Annotated in this window: 21 protein-coding genes; 10 read left to right on the forward strand and 11 right to left on the reverse strand. The window is 52.0% G+C overall.

The genetic code is table 11. The annotated features are described in order from the left end of the window. Position 1 precedes the first annotated feature (1 nt). Positions 2–1,243: an efflux RND transporter periplasmic adaptor subunit gene (locus ABD028_RS19465; RefSeq protein ID WP_343847110.1), complete on the reverse strand. Its 1,242-nt coding sequence runs from the start codon at positions 1,241–1,243 to the stop codon at positions 2–4. A 141-nt stretch (positions 1,244–1,384) separates the two neighbouring features. Here ABD028_RS19465 and ABD028_RS19470 point away from each other — a divergent pair, with 141 nt between their 5' ends. The 3 genes from ABD028_RS19470 to ABD028_RS19480 all read left to right on the forward strand — a co-directional run bounded on the left by ABD028_RS19470 (position 1,385) and on the right by ABD028_RS19480 (position 5,088). Further along, complete coding sequence (locus ABD028_RS19470) at positions 1,385–2,404, forward strand: LysR family transcriptional regulator (RefSeq protein WP_343847111.1); 1,020 nt, start codon at positions 1,385–1,387, stop codon at positions 2,402–2,404. 137 nt (positions 2,405–2,541) lie between these two features. Next, positions 2,542–4,200, forward strand: coding sequence for a methyl-accepting chemotaxis protein (locus ABD028_RS19475; RefSeq protein WP_343847112.1), 1,659 nt, complete (start codon positions 2,542–2,544; stop codon positions 4,198–4,200). Between the two features lie 90 nt (positions 4,201–4,290). Continuing rightward, on the forward strand, positions 4,291–5,088 hold the full coding sequence (locus ABD028_RS19480) for a hypothetical protein (RefSeq protein ID WP_343847113.1): 798 nt from the start codon (positions 4,291–4,293) through the stop codon (positions 5,086–5,088). Here ABD028_RS19480 and ABD028_RS19485 read toward each other — a convergent pair. From ABD028_RS19485 to ABD028_RS19505, 5 genes are all read right to left on the reverse strand, one after another. Continuing rightward, complete coding sequence (locus ABD028_RS19485; RefSeq protein ID WP_343847114.1) at positions 5,054–5,968, reverse strand: sensor domain-containing diguanylate cyclase; 915 nt, start codon at positions 5,966–5,968, stop codon at positions 5,054–5,056. The genes ABD028_RS19480 and ABD028_RS19485 overlap by 35 nt on opposite strands. 111 nt (positions 5,969–6,079) lie before the next feature. Continuing rightward, a complete protein-coding gene (locus ABD028_RS19490) occupies positions 6,080–7,099 on the reverse strand; it encodes a cyclase family protein (RefSeq protein WP_343847115.1) in 1,020 nt (339 codons plus the stop codon). After that, positions 7,096–7,737, reverse strand: coding sequence for a DsbA family oxidoreductase (locus ABD028_RS19495; RefSeq protein ID WP_343847116.1), 642 nt, complete (start codon positions 7,735–7,737; stop codon positions 7,096–7,098). Before ABD028_RS19495 ends, ABD028_RS19490 begins: the two co-directional genes overlap by 4 nt. A 96-nt stretch (positions 7,738–7,833) precedes the next feature. Beyond that, a complete protein-coding gene (locus ABD028_RS19500; RefSeq protein ID WP_343847117.1) occupies positions 7,834–8,697 on the reverse strand; it encodes a LysR family transcriptional regulator in 864 nt (287 codons plus the stop codon). A 62-nt stretch (positions 8,698–8,759) separates the two neighbouring features. Next, positions 8,760–9,236, reverse strand: a complete 477-nt coding sequence (locus ABD028_RS19505) for an HPP family protein (protein WP_343847118.1) — start codon at positions 9,234–9,236, stop codon at positions 8,760–8,762. A gap of 99 nt (positions 9,237–9,335) precedes the next feature. Here ABD028_RS19505 and ABD028_RS19510 point away from each other — a divergent pair, with 99 nt between their 5' ends. Continuing rightward, on the forward strand, positions 9,336–9,914 hold the full coding sequence (locus ABD028_RS19510) for a TetR/AcrR family transcriptional regulator (RefSeq protein ID WP_343847119.1): 579 nt from the start codon (positions 9,336–9,338) through the stop codon (positions 9,912–9,914). A gap of 13 nt (positions 9,915–9,927) precedes the next feature. Here ABD028_RS19510 and ABD028_RS19515 read toward each other — a convergent pair whose 3' ends face one another. The 4 genes from ABD028_RS19515 to ABD028_RS19530 all read right to left on the reverse strand — a co-directional run bounded on the left by ABD028_RS19515 (position 9,928) and on the right by ABD028_RS19530 (position 14,969). After that, on the reverse strand, positions 9,928–11,589 hold the full coding sequence (locus ABD028_RS19515; protein WP_343847120.1) for a trypsin-like serine protease: 1,662 nt from the start codon (positions 11,587–11,589) through the stop codon (positions 9,928–9,930). Between the two features lie 275 nt (positions 11,590–11,864). Continuing rightward, complete coding sequence (locus ABD028_RS19520) at positions 11,865–13,082, reverse strand: hypothetical protein (protein ID WP_343847121.1); 1,218 nt, start codon at positions 13,080–13,082, stop codon at positions 11,865–11,867. A 147-nt stretch (positions 13,083–13,229) separates the two neighbouring features. Then, a complete protein-coding gene (lepB, locus tag ABD028_RS19525) occupies positions 13,230–13,880 on the reverse strand; it encodes a signal peptidase I (protein ID WP_343847122.1) in 651 nt (216 codons plus the stop codon). A 144-nt stretch (positions 13,881–14,024) separates the two neighbouring features. Next, a complete protein-coding gene (locus ABD028_RS19530) occupies positions 14,025–14,969 on the reverse strand; it encodes a DUF1835 domain-containing protein (protein WP_343847123.1) in 945 nt (314 codons plus the stop codon). A gap of 188 nt (positions 14,970–15,157) precedes the next feature. Here ABD028_RS19530 and ABD028_RS19535 point away from each other — a divergent pair, with 188 nt between their 5' ends. Then, positions 15,158–15,655 carry a DUF8051 family protein gene (locus tag ABD028_RS19535; RefSeq protein ID WP_102795894.1) on the forward strand — a complete coding sequence of 166 codons (498 nt, stop codon included), beginning with the start codon at positions 15,158–15,160 and terminating at the stop codon, positions 15,653–15,655. Between the two features lie 32 nt (positions 15,656–15,687). Here the strand turns inward: ABD028_RS19535 and ABD028_RS19540 are convergent, their stop codons facing one another. Further along, positions 15,688–16,227 (reverse strand): TetR/AcrR family transcriptional regulator, encoded by a 540-nt coding sequence (locus tag ABD028_RS19540; protein WP_343847124.1) that lies wholly within the window; start codon positions 16,225–16,227, stop codon positions 15,688–15,690. Between the two features lie 166 nt (positions 16,228–16,393). Between ABD028_RS19540 and ABD028_RS19545 the strand changes: the two genes are divergently transcribed. From ABD028_RS19545 to ABD028_RS19565, 5 genes are all read left to right on the forward strand, one after another. Next, positions 16,394–16,714, forward strand: coding sequence for a hypothetical protein (locus ABD028_RS19545; protein WP_343847125.1), 321 nt, complete (start codon positions 16,394–16,396; stop codon positions 16,712–16,714). Beyond that, on the forward strand, positions 16,699–16,848 hold the full coding sequence (locus ABD028_RS19550; protein WP_343847126.1) for a hypothetical protein: 150 nt from the start codon (positions 16,699–16,701) through the stop codon (positions 16,846–16,848). Before ABD028_RS19545 ends, ABD028_RS19550 begins: the two co-directional genes overlap by 16 nt. A gap of 103 nt (positions 16,849–16,951) precedes the next feature. After that, positions 16,952–18,637 (forward strand): M20/M25/M40 family metallo-hydrolase, encoded by a 1,686-nt coding sequence (locus tag ABD028_RS19555; protein ID WP_343847127.1) that lies wholly within the window; start codon positions 16,952–16,954, stop codon positions 18,635–18,637. Between the two features lie 236 nt (positions 18,638–18,873). Next, the gene (locus ABD028_RS19560) at positions 18,874–19,560 is read left to right on the forward strand and encodes a hypothetical protein (protein ID WP_343847129.1); all 687 of its coding nucleotides are present in this window, start codon (positions 18,874–18,876) and stop codon (positions 19,558–19,560) included. Beyond that, positions 19,557–22,433: a family 16 glycosylhydrolase gene (locus ABD028_RS19565; RefSeq protein ID WP_343847130.1), complete on the forward strand. Its 2,877-nt coding sequence runs from the start codon at positions 19,557–19,559 to the stop codon at positions 22,431–22,433. Before ABD028_RS19560 ends, ABD028_RS19565 begins: the two co-directional genes overlap by 4 nt. The last annotated feature ends 28 nt before the right edge of the window (positions 22,434–22,461 follow it).

Raw genomic sequence — 22,461 nt, forward strand, 5'->3', positions numbered from 1 at the left:
CTTAGCCTCCTACCACGCTGCTGGTAGCAGACTGCTTAGCTAATTGTTCGGTGCCAAATTGCGCATCCAGACGAGCCTGCATCGCTTGCAATTGCTCAAGCTTGGCCTGGCTGGTCATATTGACAAACTCCGGGCTGACCGGGGTGCCGGGGCGTACACGCTGCAAACCATTAACCACAATTCGGTCTTCTGCCTGCAGGCCGGATTTGATAATGCGCAGGCCCTCAAGTTTCTCACCCAGTTGGACGGCACGGTATTGCACCTGATTGGCCTCATCCAGTACCAGTACAAACTTATTGCTCAGATCGGTGCCAATGGCGCGGTCTTCAATCAGAATGCCGTCGTAGCTGGCGCTGCCGGTTAGTTTGATGCGCGCGAACAAACCTGGCAGGAACTGGCCTTCGGCATTGTTAAATACTGCGCGGGCACGAATGGTACCGGTGGATGGGTCAATCTGGTTGTCCATAAAATCCACCACGCCTTCATAAGGGTAACCACTATCACTGGCCAGCCCCATAAACACCGGGTGTTCGGCATCACGGGCACTGGCGCGGGTGCCTTCTTTGGCCAGTTTCAGGTAGTTAAGGTAGGTTTGCTCGTCGGCATCAAAGTAGGCATAAACCTTATCGGTGGAAACGATAGTGGTCAGCAGGCTTTGTCCGGCATTTACATAGTTGCCTTTGGTGATAAGCGCGCGTGATACACGACCGGATATAGGCGCTTCCACTCTGGTGTAGCCGCGGTTTAAACGGGCAATATCCAGCGCTGCGGTGACCGAGTGAATGCGGGCTTTGGCTTGTTGCAACTGGGCGCGACGATTGTCCACCACTTCATCGGAAATGGCAGACTGGCGGGCCAGTTTCAGGGCCCGATCATATTCACTTTGCGCCAAATCCACCTGGCTTTGTGCTTGCTCCAGCTCACCTTCGAGGCGGCTGACTTCCGCTTTGAAGGGGCGGTTATCTATAAAGAACAGTGGATCACCGGCTTTGACCAGAGCGCCTTCTTCAAAGGCAACCATATCAATATAGCCGGAGACTCTGGGGCGCAGTTCAACCGTTTGCGGTGCTTCAAGGCGGCCAGTAAACTCATCCCATTCGGTGATACGTTGATTGATAACCGGTGCGACCGACACCTGCGGTGCCTGCATCTGGTGGTCGTTCTGAACGTCTGTACCACAGGCGCTTAGCAGGGCCAGTGAGCTGAGTAATAAGCCCGCAGGTAATAAATGCTTGGGGTTCATGTGTCTCTCCATAAAGTTAGCCAATTGCGACGCTGGCAAGTATGGGAGCACCGAGTAAATAAAAAAAATTATAAATTTATATGATACATATCAGTTTGGGTGATGTATTATTTTGTTTAACAATTCAACAGGAGCACACTGATGCGACATCAGGACCTGAATCTACTGATGATTTTTGACGCCATCATGACAGAAGGCGCTATTACCCGGGCCGCAGATCGTCTGGCCATGACCCAGCCTGCTGTGTCTAATGCCTTGTCCAGAATGCGCAGTGCCTGGAAAGATGAGTTGTTTGTTAAAGATGGGCGGGGCATTCAACCTACGGTGTTTGCGCAGAATCTGTGGAGCCAGATCCGCGACCCGTTGCGCCAGTTGGAAGATGCGGTGGATCCTACCTGCTTTGATCCGGCAACAGCAAGACGTACCTTCAGATTAGTGATATCCGATATTACCGTGAGCATGGTGTGGTCACCGCTGCGCCGTTACATCGAGCAGCATGCCCCCAATATCAATATTCATGCTATTCCCAATACCATTGTTAACAATGAAAAGGCCTTAAATGATGCCGAAGTGGATATGGTGGCGGCTGGGCAGACCATGATGTCGAGCGTGATCCGCAGCGAATTTCTGTTCAGCCCCCGTTATGTTTGTGCCATGCGCCCTGGTCATCCGCTGGCAGGGGAAGAACTGAGCCTGGAAGATTTTATCCGTGCCGAGCATCTGCTGGTGTCCATGTCGGGGGATACCACAGGTGTAACCGATGTGGCGCTGTTGCAACTGGGCATGACCAGGCGAGTGGCTATGTCGGTGAATCATTTTTCTGCCGTGGCGCCACTGCTTAAAGACAGCAATCTGATCTGTGTCGTGCCCTCTATGGCGATTGAGAAGGAAATCTTTAATGGTGAGCTGGCGGTCTATGAAACGCCGATTGAACTGCCGCCTACTCAGCTTGGCTTGTTATGGCATAAGCGTCAGGATGGTGATCAGGGGCTGATTTGGCTCAAAGGGGTATTAAGTGCAATGCTGCGTAAACGGGCTAATCAGCACTTTGCTGACCTGTCACGTTGCTGTCGCAAGGGCTATTGCCCGGATGCCATGGCCAAAATGATGGCATCCTCTGATAAGGCTAAGCTGGAACTGGTGGTGAATCAGGACAAGTAACTATGCCCATGCCGGGCATTATCAGATTCTTGTATCTGGTTGTCGGTTAAGAAAAAAATGACCAATCAAGGCACTTGACTGTCACATTTGAACGAGTTTCTACTAAGGTTAACCTAACAAAAATAAAAGGTTTCCTTATGCGCACCCTCTCGATCAAATTTCGTATCCTGCTGCTTGCCGCTGTGCCGACATTTTTGCTCGCGGTCTTGCTGACCTGGCTGGCTATCAGCAATGCCAATGACATTGTTGAAGACAGCCTTAAGCAGCAACGTCAGTCCCTGACGGAAGAAAAACGCAAAGAACTGGATGAACTGCTGGAAATGGCCATCAGTGCCACTCAGTCTGCCACTGACACTGAGCAGGTAAAGGCGATTTTACGCAAGCTCAGATACGATCACGGCAATAATTATTTCTTCGTATATGACACTCGTGGTGTGCAGGTGGTGAGCGCCGATAATCCTGAACGGGAGGGCAAAAATTTCTACGACAGCCGTTCACCAGATGGGCGCAATCTGGTGCGTGAATATATTGAAGCGGCGCGCAAAGGTGGCGATTACATTGAGTATAACTGGCCGAAAGCTGGACAAAGCCAGCCGAGTCCTAAGCTGGCCAAGGCCATTAAGTTTCCTGGCCAGGATTGGGTTATCGCCACTGGTTTTTATATTGACGATCTGGACCGCACCCTGGCCGAGCTGGAAGCTAAACTGCGGGCGCAGAGTCGCAATAGTATGATTTCAATCCTGATACTGGCGGCACTGTTGCTGGCTGCCGCCCTGGTCCTGGGGGCTTTGCTAGCCCGCAGCATTATTCAACCTCTGAATGGTGCTGTGGCCGCAATGCAGAATATTGCCAGTGGCGAGGGGGATCTGACCCGGCGCCTGGACGAAAGCCTGGGACATGAATTAGGGGCGCTGGCCAAAGCCTTCAATACTTTTGCCGGCAAAGTGGCGGCGCTGGTCAATAATGTGCGTGGGTCGGTTAAAACCCTGGCATTGTCCAGCGAAGAGCTGAGTCAGATTATGCAGCAGGCCGACGAAGGCGTGCGTCGTCAGCATAGTGAAAGTGACATGGTCGCGGTTGCGATGAACGAAATGTCTGCCGCGGCCCAGGAAGTGGCCAGCAGCGCCAGCAATGCTGCCGGAGCCACCGGTGAAGTGGAAAAACAGGTGAAAGGGGCGTCGGTCAGATTAGACGATGCCATTAAGGTCATCGGTGGACTGGAAGTGAAGGTTAACACCGGGGTGGACGTTATTTCCAAAGTGGGGGAGGAGTCAAAAAGTATTGGCTCGGTGCTGGAAGTGATCAGCGGTATTGCCGAACAGACCAATTTACTGGCCCTGAACGCCGCGATAGAAGCGGCTCGTGCCGGGGAACAGGGGCGGGGTTTTGCTGTGGTAGCAGATGAGGTGCGCACCCTGGCAGCGCGCACGGCGGCAAGCACCGGGGAAATCAATCAGATGATTGGCCGTTTGCAAAGCGGTGCCAATGAGGCGGTCGGTGCGATCAGCTCAATTCGTGAAGGCAGTGAAGAGACGGTTAAACAAACCAAAGAGGTGGACAGAGCCTTAAAAGAAATCTACCAGGCAGTGACGACCATCAATGATATGAACAACCAGATTGCCGCCGCAGCTGAACAGCAAACTACCGTGTCTGAATCCATCAATGAAAACCTGCATACTATTGTCAGCATTGCTGAACAGTCGGCACGAGGCACGCAGGAAGCTAATAACATCTCCACCAGTTTAAATAAACTGGCGGCTGATTTGCAGGAACTGGTTGGCAGTTATAAAACCTGATAAGACCAACGCAGCACAAACCCAGATGATTGACCTTGAGACATCAGTGTCGGCTGCCAGTATTAACTGACACTGTGTCGGGGAGTTCAGATGCGTATTTTGCTGTTTTTACTGCTTTTGTCGTTACCTTTGCAGGCTCGTGAGGCATACCAGATTCGCGGGCTGGCACAGTTTGACGCAGAGCAGCAAAGTAAGCTGAAGGCCTGGTTAGACAAAGCGGTTAAGGCCAGTCAAACTGCTCTTGGTGAGTATCCTTTTACCATGGCATTGCATCTGCACCCGCGCAAGGCCAATCAGCCGGTGCCCTGGGCCAATACCTGGCGGCAGGATCAGCAAAGTGTGCATTTTTATGTGGATACCCGCTTTCCCTTGCAACGCTTCGTCAATGACTGGACCGCCTATCATGAACTCAGCCACCTGGCGATTCCTTATCTTGGCAGTTGGAACAGCTGGTTTGCCGAAGGCTTTGCCAGCTTTATGCAGTATCAGTTAATGGCTGATGCCGGGGTGCTTGAAGGCAGTCTGGAAGATGCCTATCGAAGCAAAATCAAACCTCAGGCACGCTGGTATAACAGCCAATATAGTGCCGCCAGTGTGGCCAGACGCTTAATGCAAAATCGCCAATATGCGGCGGCATACTGGGGAGGAGCCTGGTTTTTTGTGTTGGCTGACCGTCAGTTACGGCAGGATTATGGCAAGGGATTCAGTCAGTTGATCAGGGAATACCAGTCTTGCTGTCGTAACGAGTCAGAAGATATCCAGCAATTAGTAGCTGCGCTGGATAGCATGTTGGAAAAGCCGGTGTTTGTGCCGCTTTTACAGCGATTTGAGCAGGCACCGGCCAGGGATATATTCAGAGAATGGCTGGAAAGTGGCAATAACGAATAGCGTTTTTACCCTTTTGTTTAATGCTGTACATAAGTTCATCTACCATTTTCAGCAAATGATCAATATGCTCTGGCGCTTGTGTACAAGACAAAACCCCAATGCTGAAGGTCACCGGGCAGTGCTGTTTGGCCATTTCCTCCAGCAACTGACGGTGCAGACGGTCTAACATAAATTTGGCAACGTTTTGTGGTGTTTCCGGTAGCAGCAGAACAAATTCATCACCCCCGATACGAGCCACAGTATCACTGCTGCGCAGACAGCTTTGCAGCCGCCGGGCAATGTTCTGAAGAAGATTGTCACCGGCCAGATGGCCATGCAGATCATTCACCTGCTTAAAGTTATCCAGATCCAGATAGGCCAGACTAAAAGGGCGTTGATAGCGGCTGCATCGTTCTAATTCATACTCAGCCAGCTCCATAAAAGCCCGGCGATTGGCACAGCCGGTCAGCGCATCAATGCGGGCCAGTTGCCGTTCCCGTTTCAGCCCTTCGGTCAGAGCATCCTGCATTTGCTTAATATCTGTCATATCGCGGACGGTACAAATTACCAGTTTATTGTCGTCCAGCACCAGTGGGCTGAGCATAATGTCGACAGGAAAGGTGTCACCCTGACTTTTTTGTCCATATAACGTCATGACCGCCCCCATCATGCGGCGTTGCGGTGTCTGCATATACTGTTGAATATGTTGATGATGAGCCGAACGCTGTTCCTGCGGAATCAGACGGCTGACCATTTCGCCCTCCAGGTAGCGGGGCGGGTAGCCGAATAATTCCTCCAACAAGTGGTTGCAGATTAAAATCTGCCCTTCCGAATCCACCACCAGAGTGGCGTCCGGCATAGCATTAAGCAGGTCTTGCAGTGGCAACGAAGGATTAAACATTACAACTCCCCGAAAGTCATTCGGGGTATTGTATTCAATCCTTGTGCTGTTTTTTTGACCTGGATCTATCGCGCGAGTGGAAAAATTCCAAACAGTGCGCTCCTTTTACTCCTATTCGCGCTGCAAAGGGATCGCAATGGGCCTGATGGGGGCGGCATCTGCACCACGCAGCTTTAGTGACGCGGCGATAAACACAAACTCATAAACCTTATCTCTGGCCAGGGATTCAAGGTTGACCAATTCCATAATGGGCACGCCTTGCTGGGCTAACAGGTAGGTATGCACGGGTACATAGTTACCTGTCACTTCTGAGGGGAAGGCTTCAAAGCTCAGGTTGTCGGCACCCACCAGCATAGCCTGGCCCTGTTCTGCCAGATAGCGCGCAGCCTGCATACCCAGTCCAGGGGCATTTTGCATATAGGCTGCGGCATTTTCATAATCCTGCATACGGCCGGTACGGATTAGCACCACGTCGCCTTTTTGCAGCGTCATCTGCTGTGTTTGCAAAGCAGCCTGGATATCTTCGGCACTGATCCTGTAGTTGTCGGCCAGTTGCGTTAATCCCTTGCTGGCGGCAATATCCAGCAATACGCCTCTGGCAATAATAGGTGGGATGGTCTCGGCACCGCTACGTTGCCAGCCCTTATCACCTAAGTGCTTGTCGGCATGAAAGCCGTTATAGATTTCACCATTCAGACCAAAATGGCTGAGTGCATCGATATGGGTACCCATATGGGTATACATGGAAATCGCGCTGCCGGAATAGCTCACATGCTTATTCACTGCGTCTCCCTGATTCAGAACATTGTCGACCACAGCGCCTCTTGGGGTATGGGTCATCCAGATTTGGTAAGCCGGATCGCCCGCCGCCTGCCAGCTTGGCATGCCGACAAAGTATTCTACTGACAGGTCATACACTTCATTCCAGTCTGCTCGGGACAGCAATAGATTACGCTGCACCTCGGTGTTCAGATTCAGTCTGCCCAGCTCATCGTCTTTGCCCCAGGGGCTGATACCGACCTTGGCATCAGATGAGACCTGTTGCGCCGTGGTCTGATGCGCCATCGATGGTGTCACTTGCAATAACAGGCTAACCAGTACGGCAACGGATTTCGCTACAGGGTTGTTCATACGGTGGCCTCCAATTGCGCTATTTCCTGATTCAGCAGGCTGCGCATCTGGCCTTGCGTAAGGGTGCTGGAAATCAGGGTGGAATCGTTGATATACAGGCTGGGAATCGAGCGAACCTGTAAATGCCTGGCTCTGGCGTTATCCAGTTCCACTGCTTTGATGACATCCTGGCTTAGCATCAGCCTGGCAATTTTACCGGCGTCAAAGCCTTGCTCTGCCGCAATATCAAGTAAAGTCTTCTGGTCGCCGATATTTCGGTTGTCGCGTAAATGCGCGGTTTGAATGGCGTCAAACAACACCCAGTGGCCCTGCTGACCTTGCAATTTTTCGGCACTTTTGGCCGCCAGCGCCGCCTGATAGCCACTGGGGTAGTTAAACGGTTGGGCGCGCATGCCTTCGATATTAAAACGTTCTGGCTGCTCGGCCTGGCGCTGACAAGCTTGCCAGTGACGCAGGATTTCTTCTTTAGCCCCTTGCATCGAGCCGAAGCGGGCCACCATTTCCTGCTCATTACGTTGCAACACAAAGGCCCGATGGATCACTTCTAGGCCCAGCTCCTGTGCAACCACTTTTAGCCTGGGTGACTGTAAATAACACCAGCCGCATACGGCATCATGGAAAAACTCTACGCGAATCATTGTATTACTCTGTTGGTTAATCAGTGTGAACAGAGTAATCAATGGCCCATAAGATGAATAATGAGGCTTTTCAGGGAATTTGATAGAAGATTTCTATCAATTCAGCAAGGCATCCCGCAGGGTCTGCAACACAGGATCATCCTGGTATGTGGGGTAGTAACCCAGTTGCAGGGCAACCTGGCGACATCCGCCATCCTGTAACGAAAGTTTGCTAAGCTCGCCGTTTTTAAGTGGAAGGCTGATAAGCCAGTCTGGCAGCCAGGCATAACCCAGCCCTGAAGTAACCGCCGCCAGTGCGGCCTGAGCATCATAAACCGACAAGCGTTGGGTGCTGCCCAGCCAGCCGGAGTTAGTGTTTTGCCGCAGTCCCATGTCGGAAATGACTATCTGGCGATGGCAGGTCAGATCATCTAGCTTAAGGTCTTTGCTTGTGGCCAGTTTATGCTCGTTGCTGACTACCGCCCATAGCTGCACTGAGGTAAGTGGATAGCTGATTATCTGCGCTGGCAAACGACTGCCGATCGCCAGATCCACATGGCCGTCCTCCAGCAATTCTGCGGCTCTGGATAAACTGCTTTGCTGCACTTTGACATTGGTTTGTGGGTAGGCACGCAGCACCTGTTGCAACGCCGCATGCCAGTAAGTCGGTGGCAGCAATACATCCACCGCCAGACGTAATTGCCTGGCTGGCTGATTGAAACTGATGGCCTGATCTTCCAGATGCTGCGCCTGACTTACCAATAATTTGGCTTGTGGCAGCAAGCTCTGGCCAAAGGGCGTCAGCATCGCCTTACGGCCCTGAATGTTGAAAAGATCTTTACCCAGCAACTGCTCTATCTTGTGAATGCCATGACTGATAGTGGGCTGGGTTTTAAACAACATCTCGCCTGCCTGGGCAAAACCACCGGCCTCCACCACTGCTACAAACATCTTCCATTGTTCCAGACTGACTTTGCTCATAAATGCTTCCTGATACTGGTTTGGGCACGGGTTATACCGGGATTTGCATGACAGGCCAAGTGTTATCCCTGTTGCAGCGGGTACGGCTGACGGCTGATAAACTTATGATAGCACCAGCCGCAGGCTGTAATCAGCAAGGCACCACACAGCACCGGCGTGAGTAAGAACAGCCAATCCTGACCGCTCAGCATCACTACCAAAGGGTTGGCTCCGGCCGGTGGATGAGTGGTGCGGGTTAGCAGCATCAGGGCGATGGCTAGCCCCATTGCCAGACTGATAGACAGCGGCGTTACTCCCATAGCCTGCATAACGCCAAGGCCGATAAAGGTCGTCAGTAAGTGACCGAAAATAATGTTTTTCGGTTGTGCCAGTGGACTGCTGGGCAGGCCAAACAGAATCACCATAGTGGCGCCAAATGGTGCCATTAACCAGATATGTTGTTGCCAGCTATCCAGATGCGTTAACAGCAGTGTACAGAGTGTTGCGCCAAGGCCGGCGACCAGGGCCGGATGGGTCACAATATGTTTTGCAGAGTTCATAGAGTTCCTTTGGTAGACAAATCGGTCTACTTTGGATGGTAGACAATGTTGTCTACCTCTGTCAATATCATCCCGGTTCTCAATGCAAAGGTCGAAGTAATGGACAAGCGTCAACAGTTGATCAGCACCGCGTTTACTTTGTTTTATCAGCGGGGTATTCATGCCGTGGGGATTAACCTGATTCTGGATACAAGCGGTATCGCTAAAAAAACCTTGTATCATCACTTCGCTACTAAAGAAGACCTGCTATTGGCCGTGCTGGAATACCGGGACAGCGTTTTCCGTGACTGGTTGGCGAGGCGATTGCGTCAGGCGGGAAGCGGGCGTATTGCAAGCCTGGCATTGTTTGATGCCCTGGATGACTGGTTTAACGACAGGGTGGCGGAGTTACAACCCTTTGCGGGCTGCTTTTTTATCAACTGCTGTGCAGAGTTTGGCGATGTAACACATCCGGTGCATCGTCATTGTGCCAGGCATAAGGCGGATATTCAGGCGTTGCTATCTGAGTTGTTGCAGCAGGATGGTATGTCCTATCAGCAGGCCAGCGCAGTGGCGGCCAGATTATGCCTGCTGAAAGAAGGCGCCATTGTGCAGGCCTATGTTTGTGGTGAACTGGAGGCGGCAAAACTGGCCAAATCCCTGGCCATGGAGATTGTGAAAGGTGCGGATATCAATTGATATCCGCAAATAGTTACTGACAGCTGCCTAAGTCACGCCATACCTGCCATTGACCGGCGTTTTGTGCTGGATTGTCGCCCTGAGTCCACCACTTGGCCTGGTATTTTCTACCCTGATGGGAAACTGTATCGCCGGTCAGATAAACAGCGCTGGCCTGCCAGGCTGGAATACCGCTGCAACCAGAGTTGTTTCCATCTGATACAGTAATGGCTTTGCTGGTAGTGTGGCTAAGCCCCTGCGCATCACTGACCGACAACCTGACTTGGTAAGTGCCTGGTGCAGCATAAGTATGGGCAGGGTTTTGCTGGTTGGATGTGGCACCATCACCAAAATCCCATGCATAGCTGACCACGGCATTATCGTCGCTGGATTGGTCGGTAAAGCTGACCGTCAGGCCATTTGCGCTGGCACTGAACTGAGCAACCGGTGCCTGATTGCCACCACCGCTGCATGGTCCGTCGTTACGCCAAACATTGGTATAAACATCCGGGGCAGCACCAGTTGACCACCAGATGGCCTGATATTTGGCACCTTTATGCGCTACCTTATCGCCCAGTGCATAGCTTTGGCTGACACTCCAGGTGGGCAGGCCATCACATCCGGGGGGATTAACGTCACCAATCACTACTGCGCGGCTGGCGGTATCGGTTTTTCCGCCCGTATCTGTCACCTGCAAAGTGACAGTGTAGGTCCCGCTGTTGCTGTAGGTATGGCTGGGGTTGGTTTGACTGGATGTACTGCCGTCGCCAAAGTTCCAACTGGAAGAAGCAATGCCACTATCATCTGTCGAAGTATTAGTAAAATCTGCGGTATTGCCTGTCACGGTAGCACTGAAGCTGGCTACTGGCGCTGGATTTGGATCCGGATCACCAGGTCTCACCCCTGTTTTACCCTCAATCCAGTCCAGATAACTGGTGGTCCGGGTAAATGCCGTAGCACCCTGGCAATTGATTCCCCAGCTTACTGTACCAATGCTGTAAAAACGGCCATTGGCGCTGACTGCATAAGGGCCGCCGCTGTCACCATTACAGGCGGAACGTCCGCCTTCACCACCACCACAAATCACCGAGCCGGGAATATTAAAATTCAGTTGGCTGCTGCACTGATTGTTGGAAATAACCGGCAAAGGCGCTTCCCTCAACACCTCGCTGGGTGTGCCGCGGTTGTAAGTCAGGCCCCAGCCGGATACTACCGGATAATCCCCCACATCGGCGTATTGTTGTTCGAAGGCTTTTGTGGGCAGCAAAGCGGGCTGCTGTGAGGCTGCGCTGGCCAGGCGCAATACGGCAATATCGTAGCCGGAACGTATGCCATTGGCACCTTGCCAGTATTCGTGCTTAATGATTTGACTGACCCGGATAACCTGGCCGTCGCCACCGCTGCGTCTGTGCGCGCCGACCCTGACGGTAAGATTGCCGGTGGACGCGCTGTCCAGGCAGTGCGCGGCGGTCAGCACCCAATTGGGGCTGATCAGGGTGCCGCCACAGCCTTGCTGGCCATTCATCAGCAACGCCACCTGATAGGGGCGGGAATAAGGTTGGGTTTCACTGCCACCCACCACCTGTGGTGTAACATCATCGGTAGTTTGTGCATGCAGTGCCAGGCTGGATAAGCCGGTTGCCAGGGTGAGTCCCCCCATCAGCAGGCGATGACGTAACGATTGTCTCTGATACATTTCCTGTTCCTTTTGTGTTGTAGTTAAAACACTTTGACGTCTCCCGTTAACATCTTGGTAACAAAGTGTATCTGAGATACTATCTGTGAATGTTTTTTGTGCAAGTCCTGAGCAGGAAAACTTTTTTAATACTTGAGTGAGTTTGTTAACTAATTGTTTTGTAATGGATATTTTTTGATGATCAATGTGCGCGGGTGGTGATTGTAATGATTTTCTGCCACTGTACAGTCTCCCTACCGATAGATAGAGAGACTGTACTTAAGCATGACCGGCATTTAACGGTGGGCGAAATAAATACGGTAGGTTGAAGACCAGATCGGGTATTGGATATCCAGCAAATAGCAGGAAAACTGCTCCGGCACCAGATTGGCGTGATGGAACAGAAAATCCAGCATCATCTGCTGTCGATGTTGCAGTTGCTGCATCACCGATTCATAGGAAGTCAGGCGCAGCTCCGGGCTGTCCGGCAGTTTTTCGCTCCATAGTTCATCACTGCTCAGTTTGCCTTCCTGCACTTTACTGTTGGCCGCATAGCAACCGGTGCTGACATTGCTTTTCCGGTCTATATCTTTATGCAGAAAGACCAGCATCTGCAGGCGCGCAGTGGGATGCTTAATGGAAATACTGGTGGAACTGAACGGGCTGTCCGAATGCAATGGATTGGCCAGCTCATCCGGATTACTGAACAGGAAGGTGGCATCAAAGGGATGATGTTCGCCCAGCTCGTTAAACACCAGCGCCGAATGCGCGGCCGAATACCCCGAATAAGCTTGCATCAGACCATCGCTGGAGAAAGGCTCTATGACTCCCACGCTAAATTGGTCGGGCTGCATTTCACTGTCCAGTTGGATTGGCTGTGGCCCTTCAAAATCTGGTGGATTACTGTGGCTATAGTACTGAATAAATGGCTGCGCATGGCGGTTACGCAGAATACCTTGTTTGGCCACCAGTGCCAGTTCCTGCAAAAAGGCCTGGCGGTGGGGATTTTCAAACAGTATATGCACCGAGAACAGCTGCTCAGTCGCCACCCCCAGTAACTGTTTGCAGGCAATAAAATGCTGGTGGCGCAGCTCCAGTGCTGAGCCACCCAGTGACTGACCAATGTTTCCCTGGGATTGAGGAATGCTGAGACGGCGTTTAAGGTCGGCATGACTGCGTGCATAACGATGAATCGCTAATCGGAACTGTTCTATGGCCTTGCCGGCTTCGGCCAGTTTTATTTTGTCCAGGCCAAGTTGTTTACTCTTAGCGACAAACTCGTCCAGTGCTTCTATTCCTGGCAGGGCACAAATCACATCATGGCCGGTTTTAACCCTATGCGCCGCCGTCAGCAGACGCTGACTGTTGGAGCGGTTGATATCCATAAATTCGCTTAGGCCAGTAATAGTGCGAGCGTGCTCAGGCACATCTTGCAGCAGTTGTCGGATGGCGTGTCTGATTTGCTCGCCGGTGCGACTGAGAGCCATCAGGTCCTGTTCATTCAACGGAGTCATTTGTTTTGATTATTAATTTGTCCGCCTACAGGGTAACGGCTTGCGCAGGTGGCTGACAATATGCAATGGCTTAAAGACGTGTTAATTAGTCCGACGCCAGTCTGCTGACGCCGGGCTAATGTCTGCTTCCTGATTGCACGTCAGCGCTTAGATGGCTTTATAGAAACGCTCGCTACGCGGCAGAAAGTAATTCTCATAATTCAGGGAAAACAGCACATGGTGCGCGCGGCCACGGATCTCGTCACGGGGAATAAAACCGATGACCCTGGAATCCGCACTATTGTCCCTGTTATCACCTAAGGCCAGATAAGCATTGTCTGGTACTTTAACCTGTGGAAAGTTTGCCAGAGGCTGATTGCCCGCTTTGATTCGAACGGCATGTTCTACACCGTGCAGGTTCTCCAGTAGATCTGCACCTTCAACACTGCGGTTGAGAGAGGCATAGTTCAGCGGCTGGCCGTTGATAAACAAGCGGTTATTGCGCATTTCCACCACATCACCGGGAATGCCGACCACGCGTTTAACCAAGCGATCACCGGCCTTTTGTGACTCAAAAACGATGATATCACCACGACTGGGATCGCCGAGCTTCTTCAGTGATACATTGGTAAAGGGCAGGCGCAGATCATAGGCCAGTTTATCCACCAGAATACGATCACCTTCCACTATTGTGGGTTTCATTGAACCAGTCGGGACATCGTTCCAATCTGCGACGGCGCTGCGAAACACCAGCATAAGGGCAACAAATACCAGCAGGCCCCGGTTATCTTTAATCAGCTTATTTAACTTACTTCGCATCAGATGAAGTCCTGTTCGTTATTGGTCTGTATTACGATATGTTGTTTTAACAAAAATTCCTTACCGACCAACAAAATGAATGTAACAAGGTGTGGAGTAGGGGCTGGATTTGCACAAAATCTATACTCGAAAGATAAACAGCCCCTAGGCTTCTGCCACTTCAACCACTTGTCCGGTAACCGGGTTCCATCTGGGGCAATCTGCTTTGCTGATATCAAAGGGACCCACCCACCAGCTTTCTGCAATACCAGGCTTTGTTACTGACTGTAAACTGGCCATGCGCAGCGGCCAGTCTTGTTCATCTGCTGCAATGTCGATAACCCCCTGAGCGGCCAGATGTTTGAGTAAGGCCCAGTACATCAGGTCGCCAAGATGCGGCAATGGCTCCCGCACCAGGGTGATTTCCCTGAACAGTTTGCCACAGGTCCGGGGACCGCCGTCCTGCAGGATCTGCACCGTTAACTGCGCGCTTAAACCCAGCCCGCAGTCTGTCCATGGCAGTTCCTGCAACTGGCGTTTCAGTGCCCCGGCCATGGCTGGGATAGAGGGTGTGCCGGATTGGATAATATGGTTTAGCCTGGCCACATCGCCTTGTACAAAACTATGCCAGACATTTTCTGCATCCGCGTAATGAGCACTGCTAACGGCTTGGCGTTGTTGTAGATAAAGCTGTTTTAATTGTTCGGGGCTCAGTTGGCCCAGGCCACAGAATCGCTCAATGCCCGGGTATTCACTGATGCAAATCAGCTCCAGGCGATAGCCAAGAGCCAATGGTTTCAGGTGTGTCAGAATAAAGGCCAGAATCAACTGGTCATAGCTATCGTGTTCAAACCACAGCACCAGGTGCGGGTATTGATGCACTTCAGCTAGTTGCTGATAGGCACGGCGCTGCTTTTCCTCAACCTCTGGCAGCGCCAGTTCATAGTGCCTGGCAATAAATTCACTGCGTAGGGTATGCCACTGCTCGCTGTCCACTACCGGACCCTGACAAAAGGGATCGGAGAATTCCAGAAAGTCACCCTTTATTCCTGCCTGACGTAAGCCATCCCGAATATCACTGCCGCAGCGTATATGTAACGTATCGTCCATTGAGGTTGCCTGTTGTTGTTTCCATGGTGCTCAGAGTAGGAGACTGCGAGGGCGTGGACAAGTCCAATACTTATCAGATTTCAGGCATCTTTTAGTTTAATAGGTTGTAGACCGACTGGACTAAAAAATTGATCTGGGAGGATGGTGGAGGTATTATTCTGTCCAGTTGGTCTAAATAAGGAAGTAAAGTGAATTACCCAAGAATTACCAGCCTCACATTGCTGATTGCTATTTTTACCCTGGCCTGGATGGTGCCAGGCGGGCCGGTAGAAACCCGCGATTTCTCACATTTGCCTCCCCTGATCGCCTGGTCGTTTAATGTGTTTTTGACCGCATTGGTGATGGTGTCACTGGCACTGGTTTATTTTATGCACAAAAGGTTGCGCTGGGCATTTCAGGCCACGACTATCGCAGGGCTGGCCTTTGCCCTGGTGTTTTTGCTTGATCTGGCGGAAATCTTCCCGGTATCACCGGATCCTATGTCCGACCTGTTATTCACTCTTGAGATTGCCGGGTTGCTATTTGGCCTGATTCTGATGTGGCTGAGTGTACGCAGCTTGCAAACCTGCGATAACTGGCAAAGTCATGTGGCTTTGCCCGGTTGGGTGCAGGTTGTATTGGTGCTGATGTTACTGTTTGGCGCTTATGTGGTGTATTTTGCAACCTCAGCAACCTTACAGTTTTGAATCTTTGTCTGGCAGGCCTGCTAAGCTGATGCTCAGGCCAGCAATCGCATTAAACTGTTGTGCAGTGCGGCTTTGGGCAGTGGCGTCTGGCCCAAAACAGCAATCAGCATGGCGCCCATCAACTGCTGTTGCACCGCTATAGCCTGTTCGCTGTTAATGCACAGACTGTGCATGAAGGTCTGCAATAAGCTGTGTTGATAATTCGCCAGCAGCGGGTCCTGGGCGGCGCTACCGGCGCTGCGCAGGTAGTCCATCACCAGATATAATTCCTGACGAAACAAAGGGATAGCCTGGTCATAATAGTCCAGCAGAATATGCAGCTTTTCCGTAAGTGTTTGCTGTGGGGTTAGCTGCAGGGCATAGCCGCTGGCCGCATCCAGAAAGCCTTGAATACAATACTGGAACAGAACTTCTTTGCTGGCAAAGTAGTGATACATCTGGGTTTTCGAAATACCTAAACTGGCAGCAATTTCCCGCATACCGCACCCGGCATAGCCTTTATCGATAAAAAGTTGGGTTGCGACCGCCGCGATTTGCTGCTTTTTTTGTTGATGATCAACTATCTTGGGCATCTGTCTCAGGGGGAGGTTATCAGACCAGTCGGTCACATTACCTTGTGCGTGTTTTCGGAGCAATAACGCTCAGGCATAAAATCTTTACCGCATATCAGCGGCTTATCCATAAAGTGACTATGCTGAGTTAACCACAGGCTTATTTCACAGAATAAACGAGGTTGGATTGCACTTAATCTTTCGTGCGCTGGTGCTGACAATGGGTAGTTTCTGTTTATCCATACCGGCAATGGCACAAGCCATCGAACATACCATCTACACCTATCATTCTGATCCGCCCTTTTATCTGCCAGATCAGCCCTCAGATCTCAGCAGAGCCTGGGTGGATAGATTTAATCTCAGTCAGGAACAGATCAAACTGAGATTGCTGCATATTGAGCGGGCTGCACTGAATCAGTTGATAGAACAAGGCAAACCCTACCTTATGATGGTTATTCCCGTCATGTGCTGGGCAGTGCACAGCAGGCTCTGGTGTTACAACAAATAAACCGCTTTATTCGAGACAGCCATGACAATCCTAATTGGCGGGTGCAGTTGATGAAATGGGGTGTGGAAGGCTTAATGAACCCATTTGAGCTGGAGCTGGAAGAATTGATGGAGGTGGATTTGGATAAACAGTAATCCCGCTGGATACTGCATTGGTCGCAGTAGCCATGGCATGGTTGTTGCCAACTTGTTAATCTGTCCAGGAACACATAACAACAATCATAGGAAGATCTCTGATATGAAAAGGTTCTTACTGCCGCTGGCATGCTTGTCTGCTGGCGTTGCTCAGGCCGGTGCCGATCTGGACATGGCCAATAAAATCCGCAGCGAAGGTTTTTATAACTCCCATGTCATGCATACGCTGGAACACCTCACCGACAAAATCGGCTCCAGGCTGACCAATTCACCGCAAATGGATCAGGCAAACCGCTGGACACTGGAACAGCTGAAGGCCTGGGGGCTGGAAAATGCCTATCTTGATCCATTTGAGTTCGGCCGTGGCTGGTCGCATGACTCGGCGCTGATTAATCTGGTGTCTCCTCGTGATGAGTCATTACACGGAATTCCGGTGGCCTGGACGCCTGGTACCCAAGGCAAGGTCGAAGGGGAGGTGATGCTGTTTGATGCGGTCACCGAGGCGGATCTGCAAAAATATCAGGGTAAGCTTAAAGGTAAAGTTTTACTGATGGGTGAACAGCCACCCATAGGTAAGCCCAAGACCATTATTTTCGAACGTCATGACAGTAAGAAACTGGAAGAGCTCAAGGAATTCGACCCCAGCCGTCCGGCCAGTCATGAAGGCTGGATGACGCCGATTCGTAAGGATGATCGTCTGCAGCGCTACCAGTTTGGCAAAGTGTTGGACGCCTTTCTGGCCAAAGAAAAAGTTGCCGCCGTCATCTATCGTTCCAGCCGCCAGGGGGGACTGGTCAGGGTCTTTGGCAAAAGCCACAAGGTAGGGGAAAGTTTCCCTGTACCGGCCATGATTATCGAGCAGGAAGATTACAGCTTGCTGCAGCGCATGCTGGATCGCAATGAAACACCTAAACTGGCGCTGGATATCAAAGCGCGTTTTCACGATGAACATACCGATGCCTACAATACCATTGCCGAGATCCCTGGCTCCGACAGCAACCCAGAGGTGGTTATGGTGGGGGGACATCTGGACTCCTGGCATGCCAGTGATGGGGCGGTGGACAACGGCGTGGGCGTAGCGGTGGCCATGGAGGCGGTACGTATTCTTAAGGCCCTTGATGTCAAACCCAAACGCACTATTCGTATCGCCTTATGGTCAGGTGAAGAGCAGGGCCTGCATGGTTCACGTGCTTATGTGGAAGAGCATTTTGCCACCCGCCCCCAGCCTCAGGACAAGGCAGAGCGCGCCTTACCCCGTTATTTGTGGAAGAGCCCGGGTTGGCCGATTGAAACCAAGCCGGATTACGACAAACTGTCGGTTTACTTCAATATGGATAATGGCAGCGGCCGATTCCGTGGGATCTACACCGAAGGTAATGTGGCGGTCAAACCGCTGTTCAGCAAGTGGTTCAGCCCTTATACAGATCTCAGTACCGGCGCTGTTTCCAACTTGTCCACCGGTGGAACCGACCACGAATCCTTTGACGATGTCGGGCTGCCCGGCTTCCAGTTTATTCAGGACCCGCTGGATTACAGTACCAGACTGCATCACACTCATATCGATTCCATTGATCATGTGATTGAGGATGATCTTAAACAAGCGTCGGTCATTATGGCGGGTTTTCTTTATGAAGCCGCCATGGCGGATGAGCGGGTGCCGCGTAAGCCAATTCCTGCCGCGCCTTCGCAACTTAAACAACAGCGCCTTAAGCTGGAAACCGAAAAAGAGCGTCGTCAGCGTGAACGTGATGCGCGCCAGGTTTTGGATACCAAAGCTTACGGTATTTAAGCATCTACCCGCCGCCAGCGGCGGGTACCTTCCAATCTACACATTTTTAACAATTAATTGACATATGATTGCTGTGATATTAATTTGAAAGCGCTTACATTTGGATTGATTACCCTCTGCGGGTATTTTTTTGTTAATCGATTGTAAGCGCTTTCATTGCTGTAGGTAAGCCTCTGCGAGTGGTATGGCGGATGCAATCGACAGCCAACCACAAACTGTAGAGGGAGAATCTGACTATGAACCTGCTGCGACTGATTATGTTGCTGGGCATTCTGGCATCGCCGCAAAGTCTGGCGGCGCTGATTAACAATGGCGATTTCGCCAGCTGTGACTTAAGTGGCTGGCAAACCGATACCGACGGCGCCTCTGGCGGTGCCAACGATTTCAGCATTGAGGGCAGCGCCCCTAACTGTTCCGCCGGTATTCATGTGGATGCGGCCAACACCGATGTGTTTTTTGCCAATACCTTGTATCAGGCGCTGGATTTTACCGGCATGGGGCTGCTGAAACTGAGCCTGGACTTCTCTGTTGACAGTGAACTAACCAGCCAGGACAACGGCTTTGTTGCCGACTATTTCGCCATTGGTCTGGGCGACGGCTCAGGGGCACTGTTCGATCAATTTGGTTTGCCTGGCAGTCTGAGCTTGCCAACTGATATCAATGGTGCGGCAGATTTTAGTTTGTCCTGGCTGATTGATGCGAGCCTTTTGAGCCAACCCAACTGGACACTGGAATTCCAGGTGCTGGTCGGTGCTGACAGCAATGGTTTTACCGATCTTGGCCGTTCTTCTTTGTTGGTGCATCAGGTGTCTCTTGAAGCCCTTAGCAACCAGGTGCCGGAGCCTGTCAGTCTGATATTGATGCTGGCAGGCTTGCTGCTACTGGGCAGGACGCTTAACAACCATCAGGGAGCACGCCAATGAAACGCCATGCATTAAGCCAGGTATTGGCGGCCTCACTGCTGCTTGGTGCCAGTCAGCTCGCTTATGCCGACTGGGCCGCGTTAGACAGTCAGGTACAGATTCACAGCGCCAATCCGGTATTTGACAGGGTCAACCGGGTTTACCGGGTGACGGTGACCATCAGCAATAACAGCGAACAGGCGCTGACCGGGCCATTTCGGCTGCTTGTCAGCGAGCCCAGCGTGGCGCTGGTGGAACAAAGCGGTGAAAGCGCCGAGGGGATTGCCTATATCGATGTGGCGCAGAGTGAACTGGCAGCGGGGCAGAGCCTGAGTTTGGATCTGAAATTTGCCCTGGACAGACGCCGCCTGACCTTCAACGCCAGTTTGATGAACAATCCTTCCAATTGGCAACTGGTCTGGCAGGACGAATTTGACGGGGCGCAGATTGACACCAACAAGTGGGGATTTGAACAGAACTGCTGGGGCGGCGGCAATGGTGAGCAGCAGTGTTACACCAACAGAGACAAAAACGCTTTTGTGCAGGATGGCCTGCTGAATATTGTTGCCCATCAGGAAAGCTTCACCGGCCCGGCCGGTCCCAATGGCGAGACCGACAGCTACGCAACTTTGCCTTACACCTCGGCGCGTCTGCGTACCTTGAACAAAGGGGACTGGACCTATGGCCGGTTTGAAATCCGCGCCAAGCTGCCTGCGGGTCAAGGCACCTGGCCAGCGATCTGGATGCTGCCCAGTGATTATGTGTATGGTGGCTGGGCGGCCTCCGGTGAAATCGATATTATGGAAGCGGTTAACCTCAAAGCCCAATCGGATAAACCCGGTGCCGCGCCAGGTGAGTTGGAAAATCGCACCCATGGCACGCTGCATTATGGCCGGGTCTGGCCGGGGAATGTGTCTTCCGGCGCAGCTTATGAGCTGCCGGGCGGCCTGAATCCGGCCGATGGTTTCCACACTTATGCACTGGAATGGCAGGAGGGAGAAATCCGCTGGTATGTGGATGATGTGCATTTTGCTACCCAGCGCGACACCGGCTGGTATGCTCAGTATCTGGATGCCAATGGTCAGATGCAGACCGCGCCTGGCAGTGCGCCCTTTAATGAACGCTTTCATTTGTTATTAAATCTGGCCGTAGGCGGTGCCTGGGCAGGTAACGTGAATGAAAAAGGCATTGACCCTAATGTGTTCCCGCAGACCATGCAGGTGGATTACGTCAGGGTATATGAATGCGCCGTCAATCCAACCACGGGCGCCGGTTGTGAGACCATCTCAGCAGATGCTGAACTGGTGGAAGGCCATACTGCGCCTGACATTCCTGATCCGGTGGATAACCTTGGTGCCGGACCGGTGTTTAACTTGTATGCCAATGGCCTGTTTGAAGGGCTGGGTTTTAACAGTTACAACCCCGAGGGCGCCGTGCAATTTAGCCAGGTGCAAGAGCCGGGCAAAGACCTGGTACTGCAACTGGACAAAAGCGGTCCGGTCGGCAATCTGTATATCGAATATCCACCGGGACTGGATCTGACTCATTGGCAGGAATACGGTGAGCTGGTATTCGATGTCAAACTGCAATCGGCCGATGCCGGCAGCGAATTGCTGGTGAAACTCGACAGCGGCTGGCCCTTTGTCAGCGATACCGCCGTGCCTTTAGCTGAGATTGGACAGTGGCAGGAAGTGCGCCTGAATATTGCTGAGCTTTTGGCCAAAGGTAACCGTTTTGCACCAGGCAACTACGCCAATCTGGCTAGTATCCTCAACCCTGTGGTGTTTGAGCCAACCGGCGCCATGTCGGTGCAACTGGATAATATTCGCTACCAGTATTCGCTGGCGAATCGCAGTGAAGCGGTGATCTTCGATGAAGCCGACCATCCGCCTTTTGTTCTGGCCAGCTATGTGGCAAACGGCGATGTGACGCTGGAGCAGGTCACCAGTAGCGACAGCCAATATGGCCAGGTTAAGCAAATCAGCTTCAATACCAATGAATCGGTGGTGTACTTTCAAACTCAGGTGGATACCAGCGGCACACCGCTGCGCCTGGATGTCAGTGGCTTTGATTTTATTGAGTTCGACCTGAACGTACTGGCAGACCCGCGTGAGGTGCGCAACTTTATGCTTAAGATGGATTGCGGCCATCCTTGCAGCTCAGGCGATGTTGCCATTGATGCGCCGGCTATCGGACAGTGGACCCACTATCAGATTGCTATCAGTGACTTACTGGCCAACCCCAGCTCCAGCCTGGATGTCAGCCGGGTGGATACGCCGCTGGTACTGTTTCCGGCCTGGGGCAATCAGCAAGGGGTAGTGATGCAAGTGGATAATGTGCGTCTGACCGGTGACGGCGATGACAGCAATAACCCCGAGCCGCCGCCCAGCCATATTGTGGTGGAAGATGAGCTGGTGCTGTTTGCCGATACAGCGGCCAATGGCTGGACATTATGGGACTGCTGCGCCAATGCCTCGCTGACGGTGGTGCAGGACAATGATCCGGGTTTCGGTAATGTGGTGGAAGTAAACTTCTATGGGCCATCCGGCACAGTGTCTGGGTTGCAAGCTAATATCGCCCATGACCTGCGCCCGGTGGCCGAAGGTACCTTGGAGTTTGATCTGAAACTGGTGTCGGCGCCAGAGGATGCCGAGGCGCTGATCCTGATTAAAATTGAAGGGCAAAACAGTAGCTACGCCCAGTTTGCCCTGAGTGACAGCCTGGAAGGTCAGGTACCGCAGGTGGGGCAGTGGCAGCATTTCAGCTATGACATCAGCGCCTTAGCGGCGGCCGGGCTGGATCTCAGTCAGATTAAACTGGTGATGATTTTCCCCGAGTGGGGGCGTGCGCTGGGTGCCGTCTATCGATTGGATAACCTGGTGATTCGACCCTAAGCAGTATTGCCCTGGTCAGTCGTTACAG

It is taken from the genome of Bowmanella denitrificans (assembly GCF_039522935.1).
GTDB lineage: Bacteria > Pseudomonadota > Gammaproteobacteria > Enterobacterales > Alteromonadaceae > Bowmanella > Bowmanella denitrificans.